The sequence below is a fragment of the Paenibacillus sp. SAFN-054 genome (genome assembly GCF_051966755.1).
GTDB lineage: Bacteria > Bacillota > Bacilli > Paenibacillales > Paenibacillaceae > Paenibacillus_AQ.
The window spans coordinates 1,180,315-1,198,861 of record NZ_JBQCKS010000001.1; the positions used below are offsets into that span (position 1 = coordinate 1,180,315).

Here is an 18,547-nt window from a genome sequence, read left to right on the forward strand (position 1 = left end):
GATGAGGATAACGGATCGCGTCTATTTAGTCGGAAGCGGTAAACTCGGAAGCTGCTTGACCGACGATTACGATTGTAACGTTTATCTGCTCGATGCCGGAGGGGTCTATGTTCTGATCGACAGCGGCGCGGGTATTCGTCCGGAAGCCATTCTTCAGGAGATCAGAAGAGATGGATTGGATCCTCGCCAAATCGAGACGATCGTCCTGACCCATGCCCATTCGGATCATTCTGGTGGTGCTGCGGCGCTTAGCCGAATGACGGGTGCTTCCGTCGTCGGATCAAGTGCAACCGCAGCTTTGCTTCGGGACGTGGATGAAGTGGGAATCGGACTAGAAGCTGCGCGTCAAGCGGGAATTTACCCTGCAGATTATCGAGTTGAGGCTATTGAATCGATCCGGGAAGTGTTCTTTGAAGATATATTGGCCATTGGTGACTTAACGCTGGAAATCATTCAAACACCAGGACACAGCGCGGATTCCATTAGTTGTTATATTGAGCAGCTGGGGACGATGTTCTGTGGAGACTTATTGTTCGAGGGTGGGCGGATCGCTATGCAGGTCGCCCCTGATTTCTCTTTGTACGAGCTGGCTCGAAGCGTGGAAATTCTGGCAGGGTACGAGATTCATGCGTTAATGCCGGGACATTTGTCACCTCTTGTAGGTCAAGATGATCATACTTTACGGCAAGTGTTAAAACAATTCCGGGCTCTGCAGATTCCGCGGAATCTAGTGTGAAGCTTATTTATAGGAGGACAGAACATGAGGAGCTTGGAAAAGTCAGAGCAATTATTTCATTTATCCCAAGAGACGTTAGCTGGAGGCGTATCGAGTACGCTTCGAAACGTCATGAGGCCCGTTCCCCTCTATTTGGAGAAAGGGAAAGGTTCTCGGGTGTGGGATGTAGATCAGAATGAATACATTGATTACATTATGGGCTACGGTCCCTTAATTCTAGGGCATTCGAACTCTGAACTGCTGGATGAAGTGAATCGGGCTACTTTGAATGGCCAGCAATTCGGTATGCAGCATCAGGCTGAGATCGAGATGTCTCGCATGATCGTAAATCAGGTACCGTGCGCGGAAAAGGTAGCTTTCAGCGGCTCCGGCACGGAGGCGGTCATGCTTGCACTCCGGCTTGCGAGGGCCTTTACCGGAAAACAGAAGATCGTCCGATTTGAAGGACATTATCATGGCTGGTCCGACGGGATTTATACTTCCTTTCCTGCCGCGGGATCCGCCGGCGTCCCGGATTCGATCGCAGCTACCCAAGGGCAAAGCGAGAATGCGCTAAAGGATATTCTGATCGTTCCATGGAATGATGCCAAGAAGCTCGAAGCAGTTATGAAGGAGCAAGGCCACGAGATTGCAGCGGTCATAACCGAACCTGTGCTGTGTAATTCAGGCTGCATCTACCCGGTAGAAGGGTATATGGAACTCATTCGACGTTTGACGACCGAGCATCATGCTCTGTTTATATTAGATGAAGTCATCACGGGCTGCAGGGTAGCAGCAGGGGGTTCTCAAGAACGATTGGGCATCCTGCCTGACCTGACGACCATGGGCAAAGCGATTGCTGGCGGTTATGCTCTTAGTTTAGTCGCGGGACGCCGTGACGTGATGGATTTGATATCGAATGGGAAGGTCGCACATCTTGGGACCTTGAACGGGAACATGGTCGCACTATCGGCTGGAGTAGCCACGCTGAATATCCTCAACCGCAACGACGGTGAGGTATTCAAGCGGATGGAATCCGTTTCAGATGCCTTAGTCCAAGGACTGGATAGGCTGCTGGATGCGAAGGGATTGCCCCATCTGATTCATCATTTTGGGTCCGTTTTCCACTTAATGTTTACTGAGCTGAAGGAAGTTCGGCAATATTCACAATTCCTGACACGGGATGCCGCCCAATATAATGCGTTTGCGGAAGCCGCGCTGCATGAAGGCGTCCTGCTTCGGCCGAGCGGTTTATGGTACACGTCGGCTGCTCACTCGATGGAAGATGTGGAAGAAACGCTGCTGAGACTCGCGAAGGCTATCGATCGAATATAAGCGGATCGAATAGGGGGATATGCATGATTACGGACACATTGAACATGTTTCAACTAACAGGACAGGTCGCGATTGTCACCGGAGGCAGCGGTGTCTACGGAAGTCATATGTGCCTTGGTCTATGCGAGGCTGGTGCGACGGTCGTCGTAGGCGGACACGATGGGACAGCTTGCGAGGAGACTGCTGCTGTCTTGCGTGACAAAGGGTTCCAGGCGATCGGCCTTGGCGTTGATCTTCGTGATGAAGCGAGTATTATTGAATTCATTCGTCAGGTTCGAGTCCAGTACGGCCGTATTGACATTCTGGTGAATGCAGCAGTATCTCGATATGAGAATCGTAACCTCGAGCATATTACACGTGATGGCTGGGAAGCTACGGCTCAGGTGAATGGACGGGGTACGATACTGATCACCCGCGAGGTCGTCAAGCAAATGCGCGAACAGGAAAAAGGAACGATCATCAACGTTTCATCGATTATGGGAGTCGTGGCACCTCGTTTTCCGATGTATGAACTGGACGACATCATCAGTGGAGTGGAATACACCTATAACAAGTATGGGATGATGGGCTTAACGCAGTGGATGGCTGCTTATTATGGAAGATATAACATTCGAGTGAACTGCCTGAGCCCGGGCGGCAACAATCTGAAAGGGACCAAGGACGAAATTCGTTCGCAAGCGGTCGCAGATGAGTATTTGCGCCAGACTCCGATGGGGAGGTTTACCGATGAACGAGATCTGAAAGGCCCGGTAGTGTTCTTAGCCTCAGAAGCTTCTCGTTATATGACTGGACAGAATTTGATTATTGATGGCGGTTATACGATTTGGTAAGGAGATCACAATTCGCTGATTAGGGGAGATTATCATGACAATTCGTAAAGAAATCATCACTAGCAAAGCATGTAAACCGGGAAGTCTGTATTCGCAAGCCGTAGAGGTGGACGGATGGATCTATGTATCCGGTCAGGGAGCATTGGATATGGAGGGACATGTGATCCGAGGGCTTAATATGAAGGAACAAACGAAGCTGACGATGGATTATATTCAAGCGATTCTTGAAGAAGCCGGGGTCACGATGGGCGATGTGGTCAAGATAAACGCGCATATTACGGATTATTCGATGTTTGGCGATTATAACGAAATGTACCGGCAATATTTCGAATTACCATTTCCTGCACGGACCACCGTTGTTAGTGTTCTTGCGCCGGGAATGCTGGTGGAAATAGACGCTATAGCTAGGAAAAGAAGTCTTCCAGGTGGAGATCAGGCGTTATGAAAATCGGAATTGCGGGCTGCTTTCACGAGACGAATACCTTTGCGCCGGGAATAACCAGGTTATCTGCATTCGAGCGGGAATGGTACGTGGGAGATGCTGCTTTCCGGCAGGCGTATGCTGGCACGAAGACGACTATGGGTGCTGGTTTGGATGCCTCGGACATCTTGGGGATCGAAACGGTCCCGCTATTTTACACCTATACCACTCCATCAGCTATGATTGAGGAAGAGGCTGTTGACGCGATTGTTAATACCCTAATTCAATCGGTCACCTCAAAGGCAGAACAAATGGATGGCTTATTGCTGATTGTTCACGGTGCGATGGTAAGCGAATCGACTCCTGACGTAGAAGGTCGCATTCTAAAAAGGTTACGTGCGGCTCTAGGGGACATGCCAATCGCCATGACGATTGATCTGCATGCCAACGTTAGCGATGAAATGATAAATCTGGCAGATTTTATTGTCGGTTATGATACCTATCCGCATATCGATTCCTACGAACGAGGTCTTGAAGCGTGCAGTCTGTTGTATAAACGCATTAAGGGACTCCATAAGCCAACACGTTATTTAGCGCGGCCGGGACTGCTCATTGCACCAACATTAATGAATACGAATCAGGCACCGATGTCCGATTTAATGGATTTGGCCTTTCGTTTGGAGAGAGAAGAGAGGGTTCTGAATATAACCGTGGCAGGGGGGTTCGCCTTTGCGGATGTACCTTGCGCGGGATTCACCTTCGTCGTTACGACGGACAATGATCCGTCACTTGCGAAACGAATCGGGGATGAGCTTGCCGATTGGTTGCTCCTGCATCGGGAGCAGTTCGCACCACAGTTAATGGATGCACGAACAGCGATTGATCAGGCGTCGTTGCAGGGGCGCTTCCCCACAGTGCTTATCGAATCGTCCGACAATGTCGGTGCAGGTTCTCCGGCAGATGCAACCCATGTTCTTCGGGCGTTACTCGAACAGAAGCAGCATTCCTTTTTGGTTGTTATTTGCGATAGAGAAGCGGTAGCGTCGGCAGAACGTGTTGGCGTTGATCATTTGTTGTGCTGCTCCGCTGGCGGAAAGACAGATCAGACATACAACAAACCCCATATGCATGGGGAGCCGGTAGAGATATCAGGTACGATCCGCTGCTTGTCTGATGGAAAGTATAAGCATCGCGGTCCTTATCTGACAGGAATGGCTGCTGAAATGGGTAGAACGGCAGTCATCGAATTGGACCGGGGAGATGGCTCTACCGTCGTTCTGACCGAGCAACGAGTAGCGCCATGGGATATTAATCATGTCCACTGCTTGGGAATCGATCCCACGAAATACGATTTTATCGTCGTTAAAGCAGCCGTTGCATGGCGGACTGCCTATGGTGAGCTAGCTGCACAGGCGTTAGAGCTCGACACGCCCGGTTGTTGCAGTTCAAATCTGTCTCGTCTACCCTTTCGGCAATTAGCAAGCGACACGATCGTGATCAGCGGGAAGGTGCCGGATCATGAATAAAGAACACATGGATGTTATTAAACTGGACATCGAAAACTTTGATCATAAGTCATTGCCTCTCGGAAGTAAAACTTATTATCAGATTCATTATGATTCCGGAATGTCTGAGCAAGGAATCCTGCCCGTATGCGTTATTCGTGGACACTCCACTGGCCCGATGCTGCTCGCAATGGCAGCTGTGCACGGGGACGAATATGAGGGAATTCGGGCATTGTCGGAGCTCATTCCGCATATGGGACCTGCTGACGTGCATGGGGACCTGGTTATTATTCCCGTTGTTAACGTATCTGCCTATTATGGCGGAACACGCTGCTCACGGGCCGACGGCAAGAATCTCGCCCGCACATTCCCTGGTCATGAAGAAGGAACTTATACAGAACGTCTAGCTTGGCATATACGCAGCAAATTCATTGCGAAGGCCGACTTCATGCTGGATCTCCACAGTGGAGGGACGCATTATGCCATGCCCTTAATGGTCGGTTATGATTGCAGCCGGAATAGCCAGGCAAGCATATTATCCCAGGAAGCAGCCGAATCCATTGGTGTGGAGGTCATCTGGGGCCATGAATCGAATCCCCCGGGGAGGACCGTATCGGCGGCTTCTGAGCTAGGCGTTCCTTGGCTCTACATGGAGGCATATGGTGGACAGAGGATCCGCCAGAACGAGCTGGATTCGTTCCGGAATGCGGTTCTTCATCTCATGAATCATATGGATATGTTAATTGAACCCAGTCACTGGCTCAAGGCCCCCGCCGCACCTGCCCGTCTCCGGCTCATAGGAGATGGCAACCTCGATCTGTCGGATGTAGCCCATTACGAAGGGCTATTTGTTCCCTCCGTCCGGCTGCTCGATGAAGTGCAGAAGGGGACGCAAATCGGAGTCATTCATGACTGGTTCGGTCGCCCGTTACAGGAGATCATAGCTCATTCTGAAGGGATCGTCATGATGCTAAGAGAGGTTCCTTACACAAAACCGGGTGATGGACTGTTCACATTAGCGCTCCGGGATAGGGATACGAAACACCTAAGTTCTATAAATAAAGATTTTGAATGAGGTGAAGGACGAGGATGAAACTATTAACTTTTCAAACCGGTGCAGGCTTAGCAGTCGGAATGGTTACCAAGAAAGGTGTGCTGGACATTGCTTCCGCTGCAGCAGCTTTATCTTTTAATGAAACGATTCCTACTGTCATGAATGACATTCTTGAGGGAGGAAGGCAGGCGCAGGATGTTCTTAAGCAATTAGCCCGGAAGGCTGAGACGGAAGGCGATGACAGTCTGTTTATTCGGGAGGAGCAATTGGTCTGGGGGCCGTGCGTTCCTAAACCCGGTAAAATCATCTGTGTCGGGCTGAACTATCGGAAGCATGCTATCGAAACGAATTCGCCCATTCCTCAAACCCCTATTTTATTCAGCAAATATAACAACAGTCTTAGCGGTCACGGACAAGACGTTGAGATTCCGGATTTGACACAAAAACTGGATTACGAGGCGGAGCTCGCCGTCGTCATCGGTAGCCAAGCGAAGAACGTTGGTCGCGAAATAGCTCTCGATTATGTGGCCGGATACTGTTGTGCCAACGATTTGTCGGCAAGAGATTTACAACTGCAGACCTCCCAATGGCTTGCAGGTAAATCCTGTGACGGCTTCTGCCCGCTTGGGCCGTATCTTGTTACGAGCGATGAGGTGGATAATCCGAATTCGTTACAAATTCGCACGTACGTGAATGGCAAGATTCGTCAGAACTCCAATACATCGGATATGATCTTTCATGTAGATGAGATTGTTAGCTTCATTTCCGGTCTGATGACTCTGGAACCAGGCGATGTGATCTTGACAGGAACTCCAGAGGGTGTGGTTATGGGATATCCACCTGAGATGCAAATATATCTGCAGCCAGGCGATGAGGTTATGATCGAAATCGAGAGTCTGGGTTCCCTTACTAACCGGGTTAAGGCGCCGTTATAAGCAGACATATGTTGAATACAGCAACGGTTGATAAAATAAAAATTGCCGGCTTCGCCTTTCCCGGTGGAACACGCTGGCATGCGATGAAATAAGAAGCTCCGGGCGGACCTTAAAACCAGGCAAATCAAACCCTTGATTTGCCTGGTTTTTTTACCATCCTGAGATCACAAGAATAACAACATCTGAAGTGCGGTCCTTCTAATTTAAATCCACACAATCGATGTTTTCTTGAACTTGCGGAATCAGGCTCATGAAGGGAAGGTTGATGATTTCGTGTATAGATTGGCTTCTTTTTATCGGATGCTTCATTTTTTACATGAGATCTATTCATGACTTACTTCAAAATGGATGAGGGGGGAAATCAGATGCTCCATAAGCTGATGAGGGTTTCAAAAGGCCGGAATTTTCTGATCAAGCTGGTAACACTTACGCTACTCGTATCCGTAGTTCCGCTTCTCCTTCTCAGCCTTTTGTTTTATCAGAATACGAGGTCGACGATGAAAGCTGAGCTGCAGGCAGCGAATCAGGCATCACTGAGCAAATCCGTACAAGCGATGGAAATCGTGATCGATCAGATCGGGAACAGCTTCATGCAGTTTATTTCCGACAGTACCTACCGCGATTATGCTCAGTTTCCCCGCGGTGAATACTATGAGCAATTGAATGGCGCTTTAAATGAGGAAGATATGCCGGGCCTGCAGAAATATCTGGTGAGTAAAGCGAAGCTCAGTTTCAATATCGACAATCTAAGGATGTCCAGCAGTTTCATTGATTCCGTGTACATGTATGATCGCAGCAAGCAAATCATGCTGACGCAGAGTGATCTGCAATATCCAATCGATCGCTTCTACGACAAGGACTGGAATCTCGGACTGCCGGAGAAAAGTTATGCGTATCCGGACATTATGGATGTGCGTAGCGCTGTTAAATCGAATGGTTCGCGAAAGCTCGTCATTCCGCTCGTATTCAGGTCCAGCAACGAAGACAACTATATCGTATTTAATCTCGATGCGCAGCTCGTTTACGATAACATTTTCAAGAGGCTGGATGGCAAGCAGAGCGGCAGCATCCTGGTCTACTCCAAGGAAAAGAAGCTTATGTTATACGATCATACCGATAAGCTCGTCAACAAGGATGATGTCGAGCTGCAGAAATCGGAGCTGCTTGGTCGCTCTGAGGGAGCGGAAGAGCTTCGTTTGGAAAATTCCCGCCAATTGGCAACCTTAGAGAATTCACCGCTGCTCGGCTGGACGTTCGTTAGCTTAACCGATCTGGATATACTCTACACGAGCATCAACAATTTGCGCGGTATTATGGCCACCATAGGAATACTCTTGTTCGTTGCGACGACGCTTCTCGTGTTACTGACTAGCCGCAACATATACAGTCCCATCCACAATTTGCTCCATTATGTTATCAGCAACAGCAGCCCCAGCTCGGTATCACCACTTCCCGGTCAAGGTCAACTCGGGGAACTCAGGACTATTCGCAACTGGCTGGTCGAAGCCAGCGAGGACCGCAAGAGCTTGCAGGTAAGACTGAAGGAAAGCTTGCCTGCTTACCGTGAAAAGTTTCTGCACACGTTGATCAAAGCGGGGACACATACCATGGAAGAAATCAGCGAGGGGATAAGCTTTCTCGATATCGACCTCCATTTGAAGAACATCATGCTGCTGTTGATTAGGGTAGAAGAACAAAAGGAAAAGAAAATCGACGTCGAGAGAAGAAGCATGAACATGCTGCGGGCGACGGATATTATCGAGCGGCAAAACGTCGGCGCAGGCGAGCGGAAGATGGTGCTCGTTGAACTGAGCGAGGAAACGTTCGCATTGTTGGTTCACTGCCTTGAAGACGAATTCATGGATATTTTTTCGCTTGCCGAACGGATCCAAACCGGAATCCTCGACGAAGTAGGACTCCACTGCTCGATTGGTATTGGCACTCACTGCCTCGAGATTACGGATTTAAAGATCGCTTACGAAGAAGCCGTGGAGGCACTCAGTTATCGCGATATGACGGGCCAAGGCGATATTATCTATATCGAAGATATTCGGCCTGAGAACGGGAGTAGTGTTCATTATCCAAAAGATAAAGAAGATTCGTTGCTGCACTATATCAAGATCGGCGATCAAAGGGAAGCCACTCGTGTGCTAAACGAATTGATCGATCAGAGTATTCACATTCAGGGAGGGAAAACGCAATTCCGACAGATGCAGCAAACGTTGATACGTCTGTTGGTAGGCTTAATGGATACGACAGGTCAGTACGGATTCGATCTGCAGAAGACCATACAAGCGAAGCACAATTTGTATTCGGAGCTGCTGCACAAAGGCGACCTCGATGAAATACGCACTTGGTTCACTTCTATCGTCTCGGCGATGTCCGACTTGATCGGTCATGAGCATAGGGAGAAGACGAACAGGCTTGCCCAGGAAGTCATCGCGATGATTGAACAGGATTGCGGCAGTTCGATCTCGCTGACGATGATCGCCGAACGGCTCGGATTGAATCCCTCCTACCTGAGCCGAAGCTTCAAGGAGAAGACTGGACAAACATTTCTTGCGTACTTAACGACCGTTCGGATTGAGAAGAGCAAAGAGATGCTGGTTAACTCCGATCTGAAAGTCAAGGACATAAGCGAACGGGTCGGGTATGTGAAGGTGAACTATTTTATCAAATTGTTCAAAGAGTGCACAGGTACAACTCCGGGAGAGTTTCGAAAAATGCACCGTTGAACGGCTGAACCTTATCGTACATGGGGGGCGTAGCAATACGTCCTTTTCTAACGGAATCAGGAATAACCTGAATTTTTCGGGATGCCCGATTTCTTACCTTTTCAGTGTAATGAAGGAACAGATCAAGAATGAGGCATTTCTAAGATAGCGGTTGCAATCTATGATGAACATGGTTAACCGTATGTCCGGATTCCGGAACCCGGCCCGCGTGTTATCGATTTACCCACTTATCGGAGGGAGGTTCACTCTTTGTTAAAAAAAATGTTACTACTCATCCTGACTGCCTCTGTAACCCTATCGGTTGCGGCTTGTTCGCAAAAGAAAGGAAGCGATGGTGCAAAATCTGAAACCGCTTCCAACTCAGAGTCCTCAAAAAAGGTTGTAAAAATCTATTCCTACGCAAATGGTGGTCAAGTATCGCAAACGAAGTTAAGCAAGCCGGAAGATCTTGAGCTCGTCAAGCAGGCCATCATCGACAAGATTGGAATCGAGGTCGTCCCCATTATTCCTCCGAAAGGAACAGAGGGGGAGAAGCTAAACATTCTGCTGGCGTCAAATGAACCTCTGGATGTGTTCTTGGCAGGCAAATTGCCTGATTTCCAAAGTAAAGGGGCTCTGATGCCACTGAATGAGCTGCTGGATAAGCATGGCGAGAATATTAGAAAGCTTTGGCCAAAGGAATGGGCATCCTCTTGGGACGCTGTATCGACACCGGATAAGAACATATGGGGGATTCCACGATTGCCAGCAATCGCGGGAAATACGGTCTACTTGCGTAAAGACTGGCTGAGCAAGCTGGGGCTGCAAATGCCGAATACGATTGATGAATTGGAGAATGTGTTGACAACATTCAAGGAGAAGGATCCGTCCGGATCTGGCCAAACCATTCCGCTTCTTACGACATATTCCGGCTTGAACAACTCGCTGGCTGCTGGCTTCATGGGTACCGGATATGGCAATTGGATTGACTCAGACGGCAACGTGAAGCCAGCTGTGATGCATCCGGGCTATAAGGAGTTCGTCGCCAAGATGGCCGACTGGTATCAGAAGGGCTATATCTACAAGGAAGCCTTTACGGCCAAAAATGAACGGATCGTCGAGTTGATCAAGCAAAATCGCGTCGCTGCTTATGCAGGTTGGTATTCGACTTTAGCGGGTAACGAAAGTGCATTGCAGCAGAACGATCCCGGAGCCCAGTATGAGGTTGCCGTTGATTTGCAAGGACCGAAAGGATTCGTAACAAGTATGGGCGGCATTGATGTTAGCGGATGGGCCATCAGCAAAAATTCAAAGAACCCCGAAGCAGTCATCAAGTATATCAATTGGCTCCATTCGGATATTGAGAATTATTTCCTTGCTTTCTATGGCATCAAGGGCAAGCACTGGAGATATGTAGACGAGAAGAATCATGTGCTGGAGACGTTAAACAACGATTATGCCGGTGAGATGGTTCTCGGATCGACCTTTGCCTATACAGTCCAGTTTGAAACGAAGGACCCGGTCAACAAACCACAATTTGACTATATGCGCAAATATATTACGAATACAGATCGCGCTGTCATGCCTGGCGATGCGAATGAAGCCTATAAATACGACAATGTCGCCATTAACGAGCAAGTACCGACCCTTTCGGATTTGAACCGGATGATGGAAGAGGAAGTCACGAAATTCATTATGGGAGCAAGACCGATGTCCGAGTACGACAAATTCCTTGAAGAGCTGAATAAGGCTGGTATGGACCAATGGATTGAGGCTTACACGGCTCAGAATAAGAAGGTTAAGGAAGGTAAATAACCACGGAAGCGGCAGCCGCTCTAATCAGGCAGCTGCCGAAGGATTTTGCAGGGAAGGAGATCGTTGTTATGAAGTCACTCGGTATGTTGACGTCCTTGCGCAAGAACAAGCTATACTATGTGCTTATATTACCGGGACTGCTCTATTTTCTCGTCTTTCAATATGTGCCGCTGTACGGGGTTATTATTGCTTTCAAAGATGTGGCCCCGTTTGACGGTCTCAGCGGCATCTTTACTGCGGAGTGGGTCGGACTGAAGCATTTTCGTACATTCACTTCATCACACTATTTCTGGGAGATATTAGGGAATACGGTGCTTATTAGCTTGTACCGATTGTTATTCGGATTCCCAGCCCCGATTATACTGGCGCTCCTCATGAATGAGGTGAGGGCTGCCTGGTACAAGAAGCTTGTACAAACGATCTCCTATCTTCCTCATTTTATTTCTATGGTCGTCTTGGCGGGATTGATTACAACCGTCTTTGCGTTGGATGGGGGCATCCTCAATTTGTTGCTGCAGAAGCTCGGGTTTGATCCCGTTTATTTTCTTGGAGACAATAGATACTTTCGAAGCGTACTCGTCGTGTCAGGCATCTGGAAAGATATCGGATGGGGAACGATCGTTTATTTAGCCGCAATCTCGGGGATCAATCAGGATCTGTACGAAGCAGCTGTCGTAGATGGAGCCAGCAAGTTCAAGCAAATATGGCATATTACCCTTCCTGGAATCATGTTCATTGTTGTCATCATGTTCATATTCGCCATTGGAGGATTGCTGAATGCGGGATTCGAACAAATATTCTTACTGTATTCACCGCCTGTCTATAAAGTAGCTGACATTATCGACACGTACGTCTATCGAAAGGGCATGGTGGAAATGCAGTACTCCTTCGCGACAGCTGTCTCTTTGTTTAAATCGTTTATTGCCATGTTCTTGCTGCTGGGAACCAATTACTTGGCCAAAAAATTTAATCAAGAAGGCATCTGGTAGAGGTGGATCATCATGATGAATAAAAATGTATCGTTCGGTGAGCGACTGTTTAGAGTCAGCAATTATGTGTTCTTGCTGCTGCTGTCACTGACGTTCCTGATTCCCTTTGTGGTGATTCTGTCGACGTCATTCGTGAGTGAAACGGAGCTGATCCGCAGAGGAAGCTTCATTCTCTTTCCACAGAAATTTGATTTCACCGCTTACAAAGTGTTACTCAGCGGAACGTCGTCGTTGTATCACGCATACCTCATCACCATTCTGCGCGTCGTTGTCGGTACAACGCTTAATCTGATCGTTACGGGAATGATGGCCTACGGGCTGGCACGCAAACAACTGCCAGGACGGAATGTGGTGATTGCCCTGGTCTTCGTTACCATGCTGATCGATGGCGGACTTATTCCAAATTATCTGCTCATGAAGGGGCTGCATCTGACCAACACCTTCTGGGTCATGATCCTTCCCGGGCTAGTGAGCGCTTGGTATCTCATTATCATGAAAAATTTCTTCACTCAAATTCCGGACAGTCTCGAGGAATCCGCGATGATGGACGGCGCTTCGCCGCTGCGCGTGCTTGTCAGTATCGTATTCCCGCTCAGCCTACCGACGTTTGCGACTATCGGGCTGTTCTACGCCGTCGGTCACTGGAACGCCTGGTTTGACGCAATGATATACATCAATGACACCGACAAACTTCCGGTGCAAGCGATTATGAGGCAAATTGTGCTTCAATACAGCGCAGTGGATATCAATCAATCGGTCTTTTCAAGTTTAGCTGAGAAACCCACAGCGGAGAGTGTCAAAGCGGCTGCCATCATCGTGACGACGTTGCCGATTCTGTTCGTATATCCATTTCTGCAGAAGCATTTTGTCAAAGGTGTATTGACAGGATCGGTCAAAGGATAAGAAACACTGGCCGTTTACCTATGCCCACCCCGGTATTATAATGAATAAGGAATTTATTCATCATGAAACCGAATGGGAGAATTTACAAAATGGGGAAATTAGCAGGAAAAGTAGCTATTATTACAGGTGCCGGCCAAGGCTTGGGCAAAGCTTACGCTACCGTATTTGCGAAAGAAGGAGCACGAGTAGCCATTGTGGACCTTAACGCGGACAATGCGGCACAGACCGCCAAGGAAATTATAGAAAATGGCGGACAGGCAATTGCTATGGCAGCCGATGTAAGCAACCAGGAGCAGGTGAACGATGCCGTCAAGCAGACCGCGGAGGCATTCGGCACGGTAGATATCCTTGTCAATAATGCTCAAGGCCTTGCCAAATCCAAACCTTTAATCGAAGTCACCACCAAAGATATGGAAATCACCTGGAGAACCGGGCCGCTCGGAAGTTTGTATTTCATGCAGGCTTGCTATCCCTATATGAAAGAGAATGGCGGACGTGTCATTAATGTCTGCTCCGATACCGGCATCGAGGGATTTGCCGGCTTTACCGCATATGGATCTGCCAAAGAGGCAATCCGGGCCATTACCCGGGTCGCTGCCCGCGAATGGGGGAAAGACAATATAACCGTGAATGTGGTGTCACCCGGTGCAATGACGCCTGCTGCCAAAGCCTTCATGGAATCGGAGCCGGAGAAATACGCTGCGATCATGGCCCCTGTGCCCATGGGCAGATTGGGCGATCCTGTCGAAGATATCGCACCAGGCCTTGTATTCTTGGCAAGTGATGACGGCAAATTTATTACGGGCCAAACCATCGAATTAAACGGCGGGCATACATTCGTCCGTTAATGAATAAGACCCTCAGAGGATATAAATCTTCTGAGGGTCTCTTTTGTATATGGACTATTATATTTTAATCAAAAATTGCTGAATTAGCTCACTGATCTCATTCGCATGCGTTTCCAGAGCAAAATGCCCCGTATCAAGCAAATGGACTTCCGCTGATGGGATATCCCGTTGATAAGCTTCAGCTCCAGCAGGGAGGAAGGCAGGATCATTTTTACCCCATACGGCTAAAAGTTTAGGCTGAAATTGACGGAAATAAGCCTGAAATTCAGGATAGAGATCCACGTTAGTTCTATAGTCAAGAATCAGGTCCAGTTGAATTTCTTCCGCTTCCGGACGCGACATGTAAGCAATATCCAGGGAATACCCGTCTGGTGAAACCAGGCTGGCATCCGCTCCATGCAGATACTGAAAGTTGCGAATAGTCTCAGGGGTCAAGGAATCCCGGCACGCTTCACGATTTTCAGGTGTTGGAGAGCGCCAATAATTCTCCCAGGATCCCCATGCATCACTAAATCCCTCCGTATAAGCATTGCCATTCTGACTAATAATGGCTTGAACCCTTTCCGGGTGAGCCATTGCTAACCGATAACCGACAGGTGCCCCATAATCAAACACATAAAGTACATACTGTTTAAGAGCTAAAGCTTCAGTAAAGCCTTCAATAACCTGGAACAGGCTGTCAAACGTGAAGCTAAATCGGCTGCGAGGCGGGGTAAGCGTATGACCGAATCCCGCGAGATCTGGAGCAATGACGCGGTATTGATCTGCCAGTTTGGGAATGAGGTCGCGAAACATATGACTTGAAGATGGAAACCCATGTAACAATAAAATAACTTGGCCGTCTTTAGGGCCAGCCTCGCGGTAAAAAACTTCGACATCTCCAACTTTTTGCTGATGATAACGAATTTTCATGTTCACACTTCCTTCTGTCTTATTTAGTAGTCCAAATACGGTTTGTCTATCATCGTGTATCCGTGATTGGATGGCGTAGCTATTATTGGCTTTGAACTAAAGTTATCGTATAATAGAACAACCTATTTGACTAACGAATAAATAAAATATCTGCTATTTCAAATTGAAATACATTGAAGGGTGATCCATTTGATCGATGCATTGGAAGGACGCTTTATTATGGCCTTTATTGCACTGCTGGAAGAGAAAAGCTTCAGTCGGGCTGCTGATCGCTTAGGTTATGTACAATCCACAGTGACGACTCACATTCAACAGCTGGAGAAGATCAGCGGGCATAAATTGTTTCATCGATACTCACGAGGGACGGAGCTTACGGAAGCGGGAAAGGTGTTCTCCAAGTATGCCTATCAGTATGTCCACTTCATTCAATCGCTTAAAGAGAGTATGGATGAACTAGAACAGCCGTGCGGAACCCTGCGTATAAGAACACAGGAATCTTTTTTTCTCACACGAATGCTGCCTTTTCTTCAGGAATATACAAGTAACTTTCCAAGCGTAAATTTACGTATGGAGCAAGGCTCGCATCAAGACATTATAAATGGTATTTTGGATCACGTACTGGATTTTGGCATAGTCCCACAAAATCCGAATCGTCATGATATTCTTTTTTATCCGTTGATGAATGAGAACATTGTTTTTGCTGCGTCTTTGGATATCGCTCGAAAAGTGGAGAGCGCGGGAGTAGAGGTTCTAAATGAGGAGCTATTTATCAGCAGCGGCACATCTTGTTTATATCATACGACTGCTGTAGATGTTCTGAAAAATGCCGGGATTATCGTAAAAGATCCGTTAGAACTGCAAAGTCTTGAGATGATAAAACAATATATAAGCCTCGGAAAAGGTTTTGCCTTGGTTCCTGAAATTGCTGTCAGCAGCGAACTAAAGACGGGTGTACTAAAGCTCCTGCCTTTAAGCCGTCAATTAAATTTCTCGCATGGGCTGATTGTTCACAAAGACCGTGCGCAAAGTTTTACTGCACAAAGTTTTCAATCTGAACTCCTGCGTTTTTTTAATAGGCAAATGAGTTCATAATGAGGATTAATTTATGATGGGGAAGATCTATAGCTGATTGGAGGGACTGTCTATGAAATACGTACAAGATATACAGGAACCGGGAATGGGGACTTGGTATTTTGAAATTGATAACGATGGTGTAGCATACAGGCAGATGGTTGTTCATGAGGATGGGACCTGCATCACATCGAATCGAAAGCATGATCTTTATCATTTCATGCTGGCGGAACATCCGATCGATGTGCAGGAACCCTATTACAAGGAGATTAGTCAGGCACAATTCGAGGAACTCTGGCAGGAACAGCTTCAACTTGGAATGGAAGACTGGTATCGGACTCAAAGTCTGTGTCCTGTCGGGAGTCGAGTAGAAGGATATATTGAAGCTTTTTTCCCACAAGGGACCTTGATGAACCTATTGGAACCTCACGCTGTAGGTATCACCGACACCTCCGCTCTGAAAGATAAAACACCTGCGGAATGGATGTATCCACGCTATCGTGTGAATGCCGTGGTGTCTGGATACGATGAAGTGAATCAGTGGGTGCTTCTATCCAATGCAGAAGTGACGGGAAGTTGGCATGAGGATGATGAAGTAAAGTCATCAACGGAGACGGATTCTTAATGAAACTGAACATTTTCCTCCGCGGATCGGGAGACGATGCAGGCGAGTTTCTGCAACTTTATTCATCAAAACTGCGTTTATACAACTGATGTGAGCGTATTGCTTAAAGATTCGCAGACTAGAATTTTGCAGGAACTAAAATCTCAGATAACCGTGGGAGGAAGTCATCCTTGAAACAGAGAATACTCGCACTTACGCTGTCAGTAGCGTGTACCCTACTAATCGGTAATCCAGCGGTTAGCTTCGCCAATCCTGCACCCAATACGGTTGGCAATGGAAAAATTGAACATGCGCGTATGCTGATTCCACTCCGCGCTGTCTCAGAGAGATTCCATGCCGAAGTGCTGTGGAACCAGCCCCAAAAGAGCATCACCATTACTCGTGGCACACGAGAGCTGTTGCTCCATGTTTATTCTGCTACTGCCTTTGTTAATGGCACTGCTATTCGCCTTGACATGCCAGCAAAAGTTGAAAATGGAACCACTTATATACCCGCACGTGCTTTTGCTGAAGCCCTTGGTGGAACAGCGTTATGGTCGGGTAAGGAACGTAAAGCTACCATTACAATCGGTTCGCAGCAGGTCTTTATTTATACAGAGCCACTCCAGAATGTGAGAATGACTCAAGATCGAATCAACTTGCTTCAAGAACAGATCAATGCTGCTACCGATCTCTCAAGCTATTCGCAAATTCGAACACATTTCAGACCCTATTTCACGGACTCGTTTATAAACAAAATAATTCAAAGCAAGGGCATTACAAATAACGAAGTACTCACAAAAAAGGCCGATATTACCTACAGCGGCACCATCGAGGCGAGAATGCACCAATCTGCTTATTTTGAAAGCGGTCCTAACCATCTCGAGCTCGTTGATCGCTATGTATTCTATACATATGTGGATAATCAATGGAAAGTTGACGATGTGAATGTAAGCAGACAAATCATCGAACCCTGATATGAACAAGAAGGGGATTAAGGCCAGATGATTGTTGTTGCACCACTATACATCACATCGGAATGTAAACCTGACGAAATTAATTTTGTCAGGTTTTTTTGCTGCATTCTTATTTTTCAGTTATTAAAGTATAAAAAGAAATTATTATTATATATTTTGTTTTTGTATAATTAAACTTTACTTTTATAATGTATTAGTTTACAATTCAAGTCAAGAGGTGATGGTCTTGAAGAAAGATTTTGGCGATTCGATAGCCAATAAGGTTTATGAATATCGTGTACTTGCCAGAATGTCTCAGCAAGAATTAGCAGAGAAAGTCGGGGTGTCCAAACAAACCATCTTCGTCATGGAAAAAGGTAATTATGTTCCGACTCTGCTGTTAGCTTTTCGAATTGCTGAATTTTTTAACGTTAATGTCAACGATATTTTTACTTATGAGAAAGGAAATGATCAAAATGATAACTAAATTTTTCTCAGATATCCATAACGCCATGTTTTCCCCTTTGAAATCCTGGGCTGAACAATCTACGGGAAACTGGAATATGCTTATCGGAATTGGTTTTGTACTGACTATGGCCAGTGCGATTTTTGCCTATGTTTTTTATAAGAAGATGGGGCAAGACGACGAACGGACCCATAAGATCTTCTTGAAAAGCGGCTCCTTTATGCTGTTGTCCATTATTTTGTGCGACATGATTTTTCCTAAAGACGATATGTGGACCATTTTTTTCTTATTTAAATATACGCTGGCATTTTTAGCTGGTGGGATTTATCTTGCAGTCCGATATAAAAAGGATTTTTCATAGAGTTCAACCGATGAGCAGTCGTTGGTCTGACTCGAGGAATATCGCTGGCAAAAAGAACACTGATGAAGATCAGCTGGACGCGATTCAGCAATAAAAAGAAAAGGCCCAGGGGC

At 47.1% G+C, this 18,547-nt stretch carries 18 protein-coding genes; 17 read left to right on the top strand and 1 reads right to left on the bottom strand.

The features are described 5' to 3' along the window. Window position 1: 1 nt before the first annotated feature. The 12 genes from ACTHPM_RS05535 to ACTHPM_RS05590 all read left to right on the top strand — a co-directional run bounded on the left by ACTHPM_RS05535 (window position 2) and on the right by ACTHPM_RS05590 (window position 14,064). Window positions 2–736: an MBL fold metallo-hydrolase gene (locus tag ACTHPM_RS05535; protein WP_440394194.1), complete on the top strand. Its 735-nt coding sequence runs from the start codon at window positions 2–4 to the stop codon at window positions 734–736. Window positions 737–760: 24 nt separating this feature from the next. Continuing rightward, on the top strand, window positions 761–2,050 hold the full coding sequence (locus ACTHPM_RS05540) for an aspartate aminotransferase family protein (RefSeq protein ID WP_440394195.1): 1,290 nt from the start codon (window positions 761–763) through the stop codon (window positions 2,048–2,050). 23 nt (window positions 2,051–2,073) lie between these two features. After that, the gene (locus ACTHPM_RS05545) at window positions 2,074–2,880 is read left to right on the top strand and encodes an SDR family NAD(P)-dependent oxidoreductase (protein WP_440394196.1); all 807 of its coding nucleotides are present in this window, start codon (window positions 2,074–2,076) and stop codon (window positions 2,878–2,880) included. A 34-nt stretch (window positions 2,881–2,914) separates the two neighbouring features. Further along, window positions 2,915–3,325: a RidA family protein gene (locus ACTHPM_RS05550; RefSeq protein ID WP_440394197.1), complete on the top strand. Its 411-nt coding sequence runs from the start codon at window positions 2,915–2,917 to the stop codon at window positions 3,323–3,325. Further along, window positions 3,322–4,827, top strand: coding sequence for a M81 family metallopeptidase (locus ACTHPM_RS05555; RefSeq protein WP_440394198.1), 1,506 nt, complete (start codon window positions 3,322–3,324; stop codon window positions 4,825–4,827). The genes ACTHPM_RS05550 and ACTHPM_RS05555 overlap by 4 nt, the downstream gene beginning before the upstream one ends. Further along, window positions 4,820–5,881 carry a succinylglutamate desuccinylase/aspartoacylase family protein gene (locus tag ACTHPM_RS05560; protein ID WP_440394199.1) on the top strand — a complete coding sequence of 354 codons (1,062 nt, stop codon included), beginning with the start codon at window positions 4,820–4,822 and terminating at the stop codon, window positions 5,879–5,881. Before ACTHPM_RS05555 ends, ACTHPM_RS05560 begins: the two co-directional genes overlap by 8 nt. 14 nt (window positions 5,882–5,895) lie before the next feature. Continuing rightward, window positions 5,896–6,795 (top strand): fumarylacetoacetate hydrolase family protein, encoded by a 900-nt coding sequence (locus tag ACTHPM_RS05565; protein WP_440394200.1) that lies wholly within the window; start codon window positions 5,896–5,898, stop codon window positions 6,793–6,795. A gap of 365 nt (window positions 6,796–7,160) precedes the next feature. Beyond that, complete coding sequence (locus ACTHPM_RS05570) at window positions 7,161–9,530, top strand: helix-turn-helix domain-containing protein (protein WP_440421462.1); 2,370 nt, start codon at window positions 7,161–7,163, stop codon at window positions 9,528–9,530. A gap of 249 nt (window positions 9,531–9,779) precedes the next feature. Beyond that, the gene (locus ACTHPM_RS05575; RefSeq protein WP_440394202.1) at window positions 9,780–11,324 is read left to right on the top strand and encodes an extracellular solute-binding protein; all 1,545 of its coding nucleotides are present in this window, start codon (window positions 9,780–9,782) and stop codon (window positions 11,322–11,324) included. 68 nt (window positions 11,325–11,392) lie between these two features. Beyond that, window positions 11,393–12,313: an ABC transporter permease gene (locus tag ACTHPM_RS05580; RefSeq protein WP_440394203.1), complete on the top strand. Its 921-nt coding sequence runs from the start codon at window positions 11,393–11,395 to the stop codon at window positions 12,311–12,313. Window positions 12,314–12,328: 15 nt separating this feature from the next. Further along, window positions 12,329–13,216, top strand: a complete 888-nt coding sequence (locus ACTHPM_RS05585) for a carbohydrate ABC transporter permease (RefSeq protein WP_440394204.1) — start codon at window positions 12,329–12,331, stop codon at window positions 13,214–13,216. 89 nt (window positions 13,217–13,305) lie between these two features. Further along, window positions 13,306–14,064 carry an SDR family NAD(P)-dependent oxidoreductase gene (locus tag ACTHPM_RS05590; protein WP_440394205.1) on the top strand — a complete coding sequence of 253 codons (759 nt, stop codon included), beginning with the start codon at window positions 13,306–13,308 and terminating at the stop codon, window positions 14,062–14,064. Window positions 14,065–14,121: 57 nt separating this feature from the next. On the opposite strand, the gene ACTHPM_RS05595 is transcribed toward ACTHPM_RS05590, so the two are convergent. Further along, window positions 14,122–14,976: an alpha/beta fold hydrolase gene (locus tag ACTHPM_RS05595; protein ID WP_440394206.1), complete on the bottom strand. Its 855-nt coding sequence runs from the start codon at window positions 14,974–14,976 to the stop codon at window positions 14,122–14,124. A 180-nt stretch (window positions 14,977–15,156) separates the two neighbouring features. Here ACTHPM_RS05595 and ACTHPM_RS05600 point away from each other — a divergent pair, with 180 nt between their 5' ends. From ACTHPM_RS05600 to ACTHPM_RS05620, 5 genes are all read left to right on the top strand, one after another. Then, window positions 15,157–16,068, top strand: a complete 912-nt coding sequence (locus tag ACTHPM_RS05600; RefSeq protein WP_440394207.1) for a LysR family transcriptional regulator — start codon at window positions 15,157–15,159, stop codon at window positions 16,066–16,068. A 52-nt stretch (window positions 16,069–16,120) separates the two neighbouring features. Then, a complete protein-coding gene (locus ACTHPM_RS05605; RefSeq protein WP_440394208.1) occupies window positions 16,121–16,672 on the top strand; it encodes a hypothetical protein in 552 nt (183 codons plus the stop codon). A gap of 170 nt (window positions 16,673–16,842) precedes the next feature. Continuing rightward, the gene (locus ACTHPM_RS05610; protein WP_440394209.1) at window positions 16,843–17,628 is read left to right on the top strand and encodes a stalk domain-containing protein; all 786 of its coding nucleotides are present in this window, start codon (window positions 16,843–16,845) and stop codon (window positions 17,626–17,628) included. 220 nt (window positions 17,629–17,848) lie between these two features. Next, window positions 17,849–18,094, top strand: a complete 246-nt coding sequence (locus ACTHPM_RS05615; RefSeq protein WP_440394210.1) for a helix-turn-helix transcriptional regulator — start codon at window positions 17,849–17,851, stop codon at window positions 18,092–18,094. Then, a complete protein-coding gene (locus ACTHPM_RS05620) occupies window positions 18,084–18,434 on the top strand; it encodes a DUF2178 domain-containing protein (RefSeq protein ID WP_440394211.1) in 351 nt (116 codons plus the stop codon). The genes ACTHPM_RS05615 and ACTHPM_RS05620 overlap by 11 nt, the downstream gene beginning before the upstream one ends. The last annotated feature ends 113 nt before the right edge of the window (window positions 18,435–18,547 follow it).

What these genes read in the sequence shown, in the direction of transcription:
- ACTHPM_RS05535 (WP_440394194.1), top strand. Translation starts at nt 2, where the DNA reads ATGAGGATAACGGATCGCGTCTATTTAGTCGGAAGCGGTAAACTCGGA.
- ACTHPM_RS05540 (WP_440394195.1), top strand. Translation starts at nt 761, where the DNA reads ATGAGGAGCTTGGAAAAGTCAGAGCAATTATTTCATTTATCCCAAGAG.
- ACTHPM_RS05545 (WP_440394196.1), top strand. Translation starts at nt 2,074, where the DNA reads ATGATTACGGACACATTGAACATGTTTCAACTAACAGGACAGGTCGCG.
- ACTHPM_RS05550 (WP_440394197.1), top strand. Translation starts at nt 2,915, where the DNA reads ATGACAATTCGTAAAGAAATCATCACTAGCAAAGCATGTAAACCGGGA.
- ACTHPM_RS05555 (WP_440394198.1), top strand. Translation starts at nt 3,322, where the DNA reads ATGAAAATCGGAATTGCGGGCTGCTTTCACGAGACGAATACCTTTGCG.
- ACTHPM_RS05560 (WP_440394199.1), top strand. Translation starts at nt 4,820, where the DNA reads ATGAATAAAGAACACATGGATGTTATTAAACTGGACATCGAAAACTTT.
- ACTHPM_RS05565 (WP_440394200.1), top strand. Translation starts at nt 5,896, where the DNA reads ATGAAACTATTAACTTTTCAAACCGGTGCAGGCTTAGCAGTCGGAATG.
- ACTHPM_RS05570 (WP_440421462.1), top strand. Translation starts at nt 7,161, where the DNA reads ATGCTCCATAAGCTGATGAGGGTTTCAAAAGGCCGGAATTTTCTGATC.
- ACTHPM_RS05580 (WP_440394203.1), top strand. Translation starts at nt 11,393, where the DNA reads ATGAAGTCACTCGGTATGTTGACGTCCTTGCGCAAGAACAAGCTATAC.
- ACTHPM_RS05585 (WP_440394204.1), top strand. Translation starts at nt 12,329, where the DNA reads ATGAATAAAAATGTATCGTTCGGTGAGCGACTGTTTAGAGTCAGCAAT.
- ACTHPM_RS05590 (WP_440394205.1), top strand. Translation starts at nt 13,306, where the DNA reads ATGGGGAAATTAGCAGGAAAAGTAGCTATTATTACAGGTGCCGGCCAA.
- ACTHPM_RS05595 (WP_440394206.1), bottom strand. Translation starts at nt 14,976, where the DNA reads ATGAAAATTCGTTATCATCAGCAAAAAGTTGGAGATGTCGAAGTTTTT.
- ACTHPM_RS05605 (WP_440394208.1), top strand. Translation starts at nt 16,121, where the DNA reads ATGAAATACGTACAAGATATACAGGAACCGGGAATGGGGACTTGGTAT.
- ACTHPM_RS05615 (WP_440394210.1), top strand. Translation starts at nt 17,849, where the DNA reads ATGGTCTTGAAGAAAGATTTTGGCGATTCGATAGCCAATAAGGTTTAT.
- ACTHPM_RS05620 (WP_440394211.1), top strand. Translation starts at nt 18,084, where the DNA reads ATGATAACTAAATTTTTCTCAGATATCCATAACGCCATGTTTTCCCCT.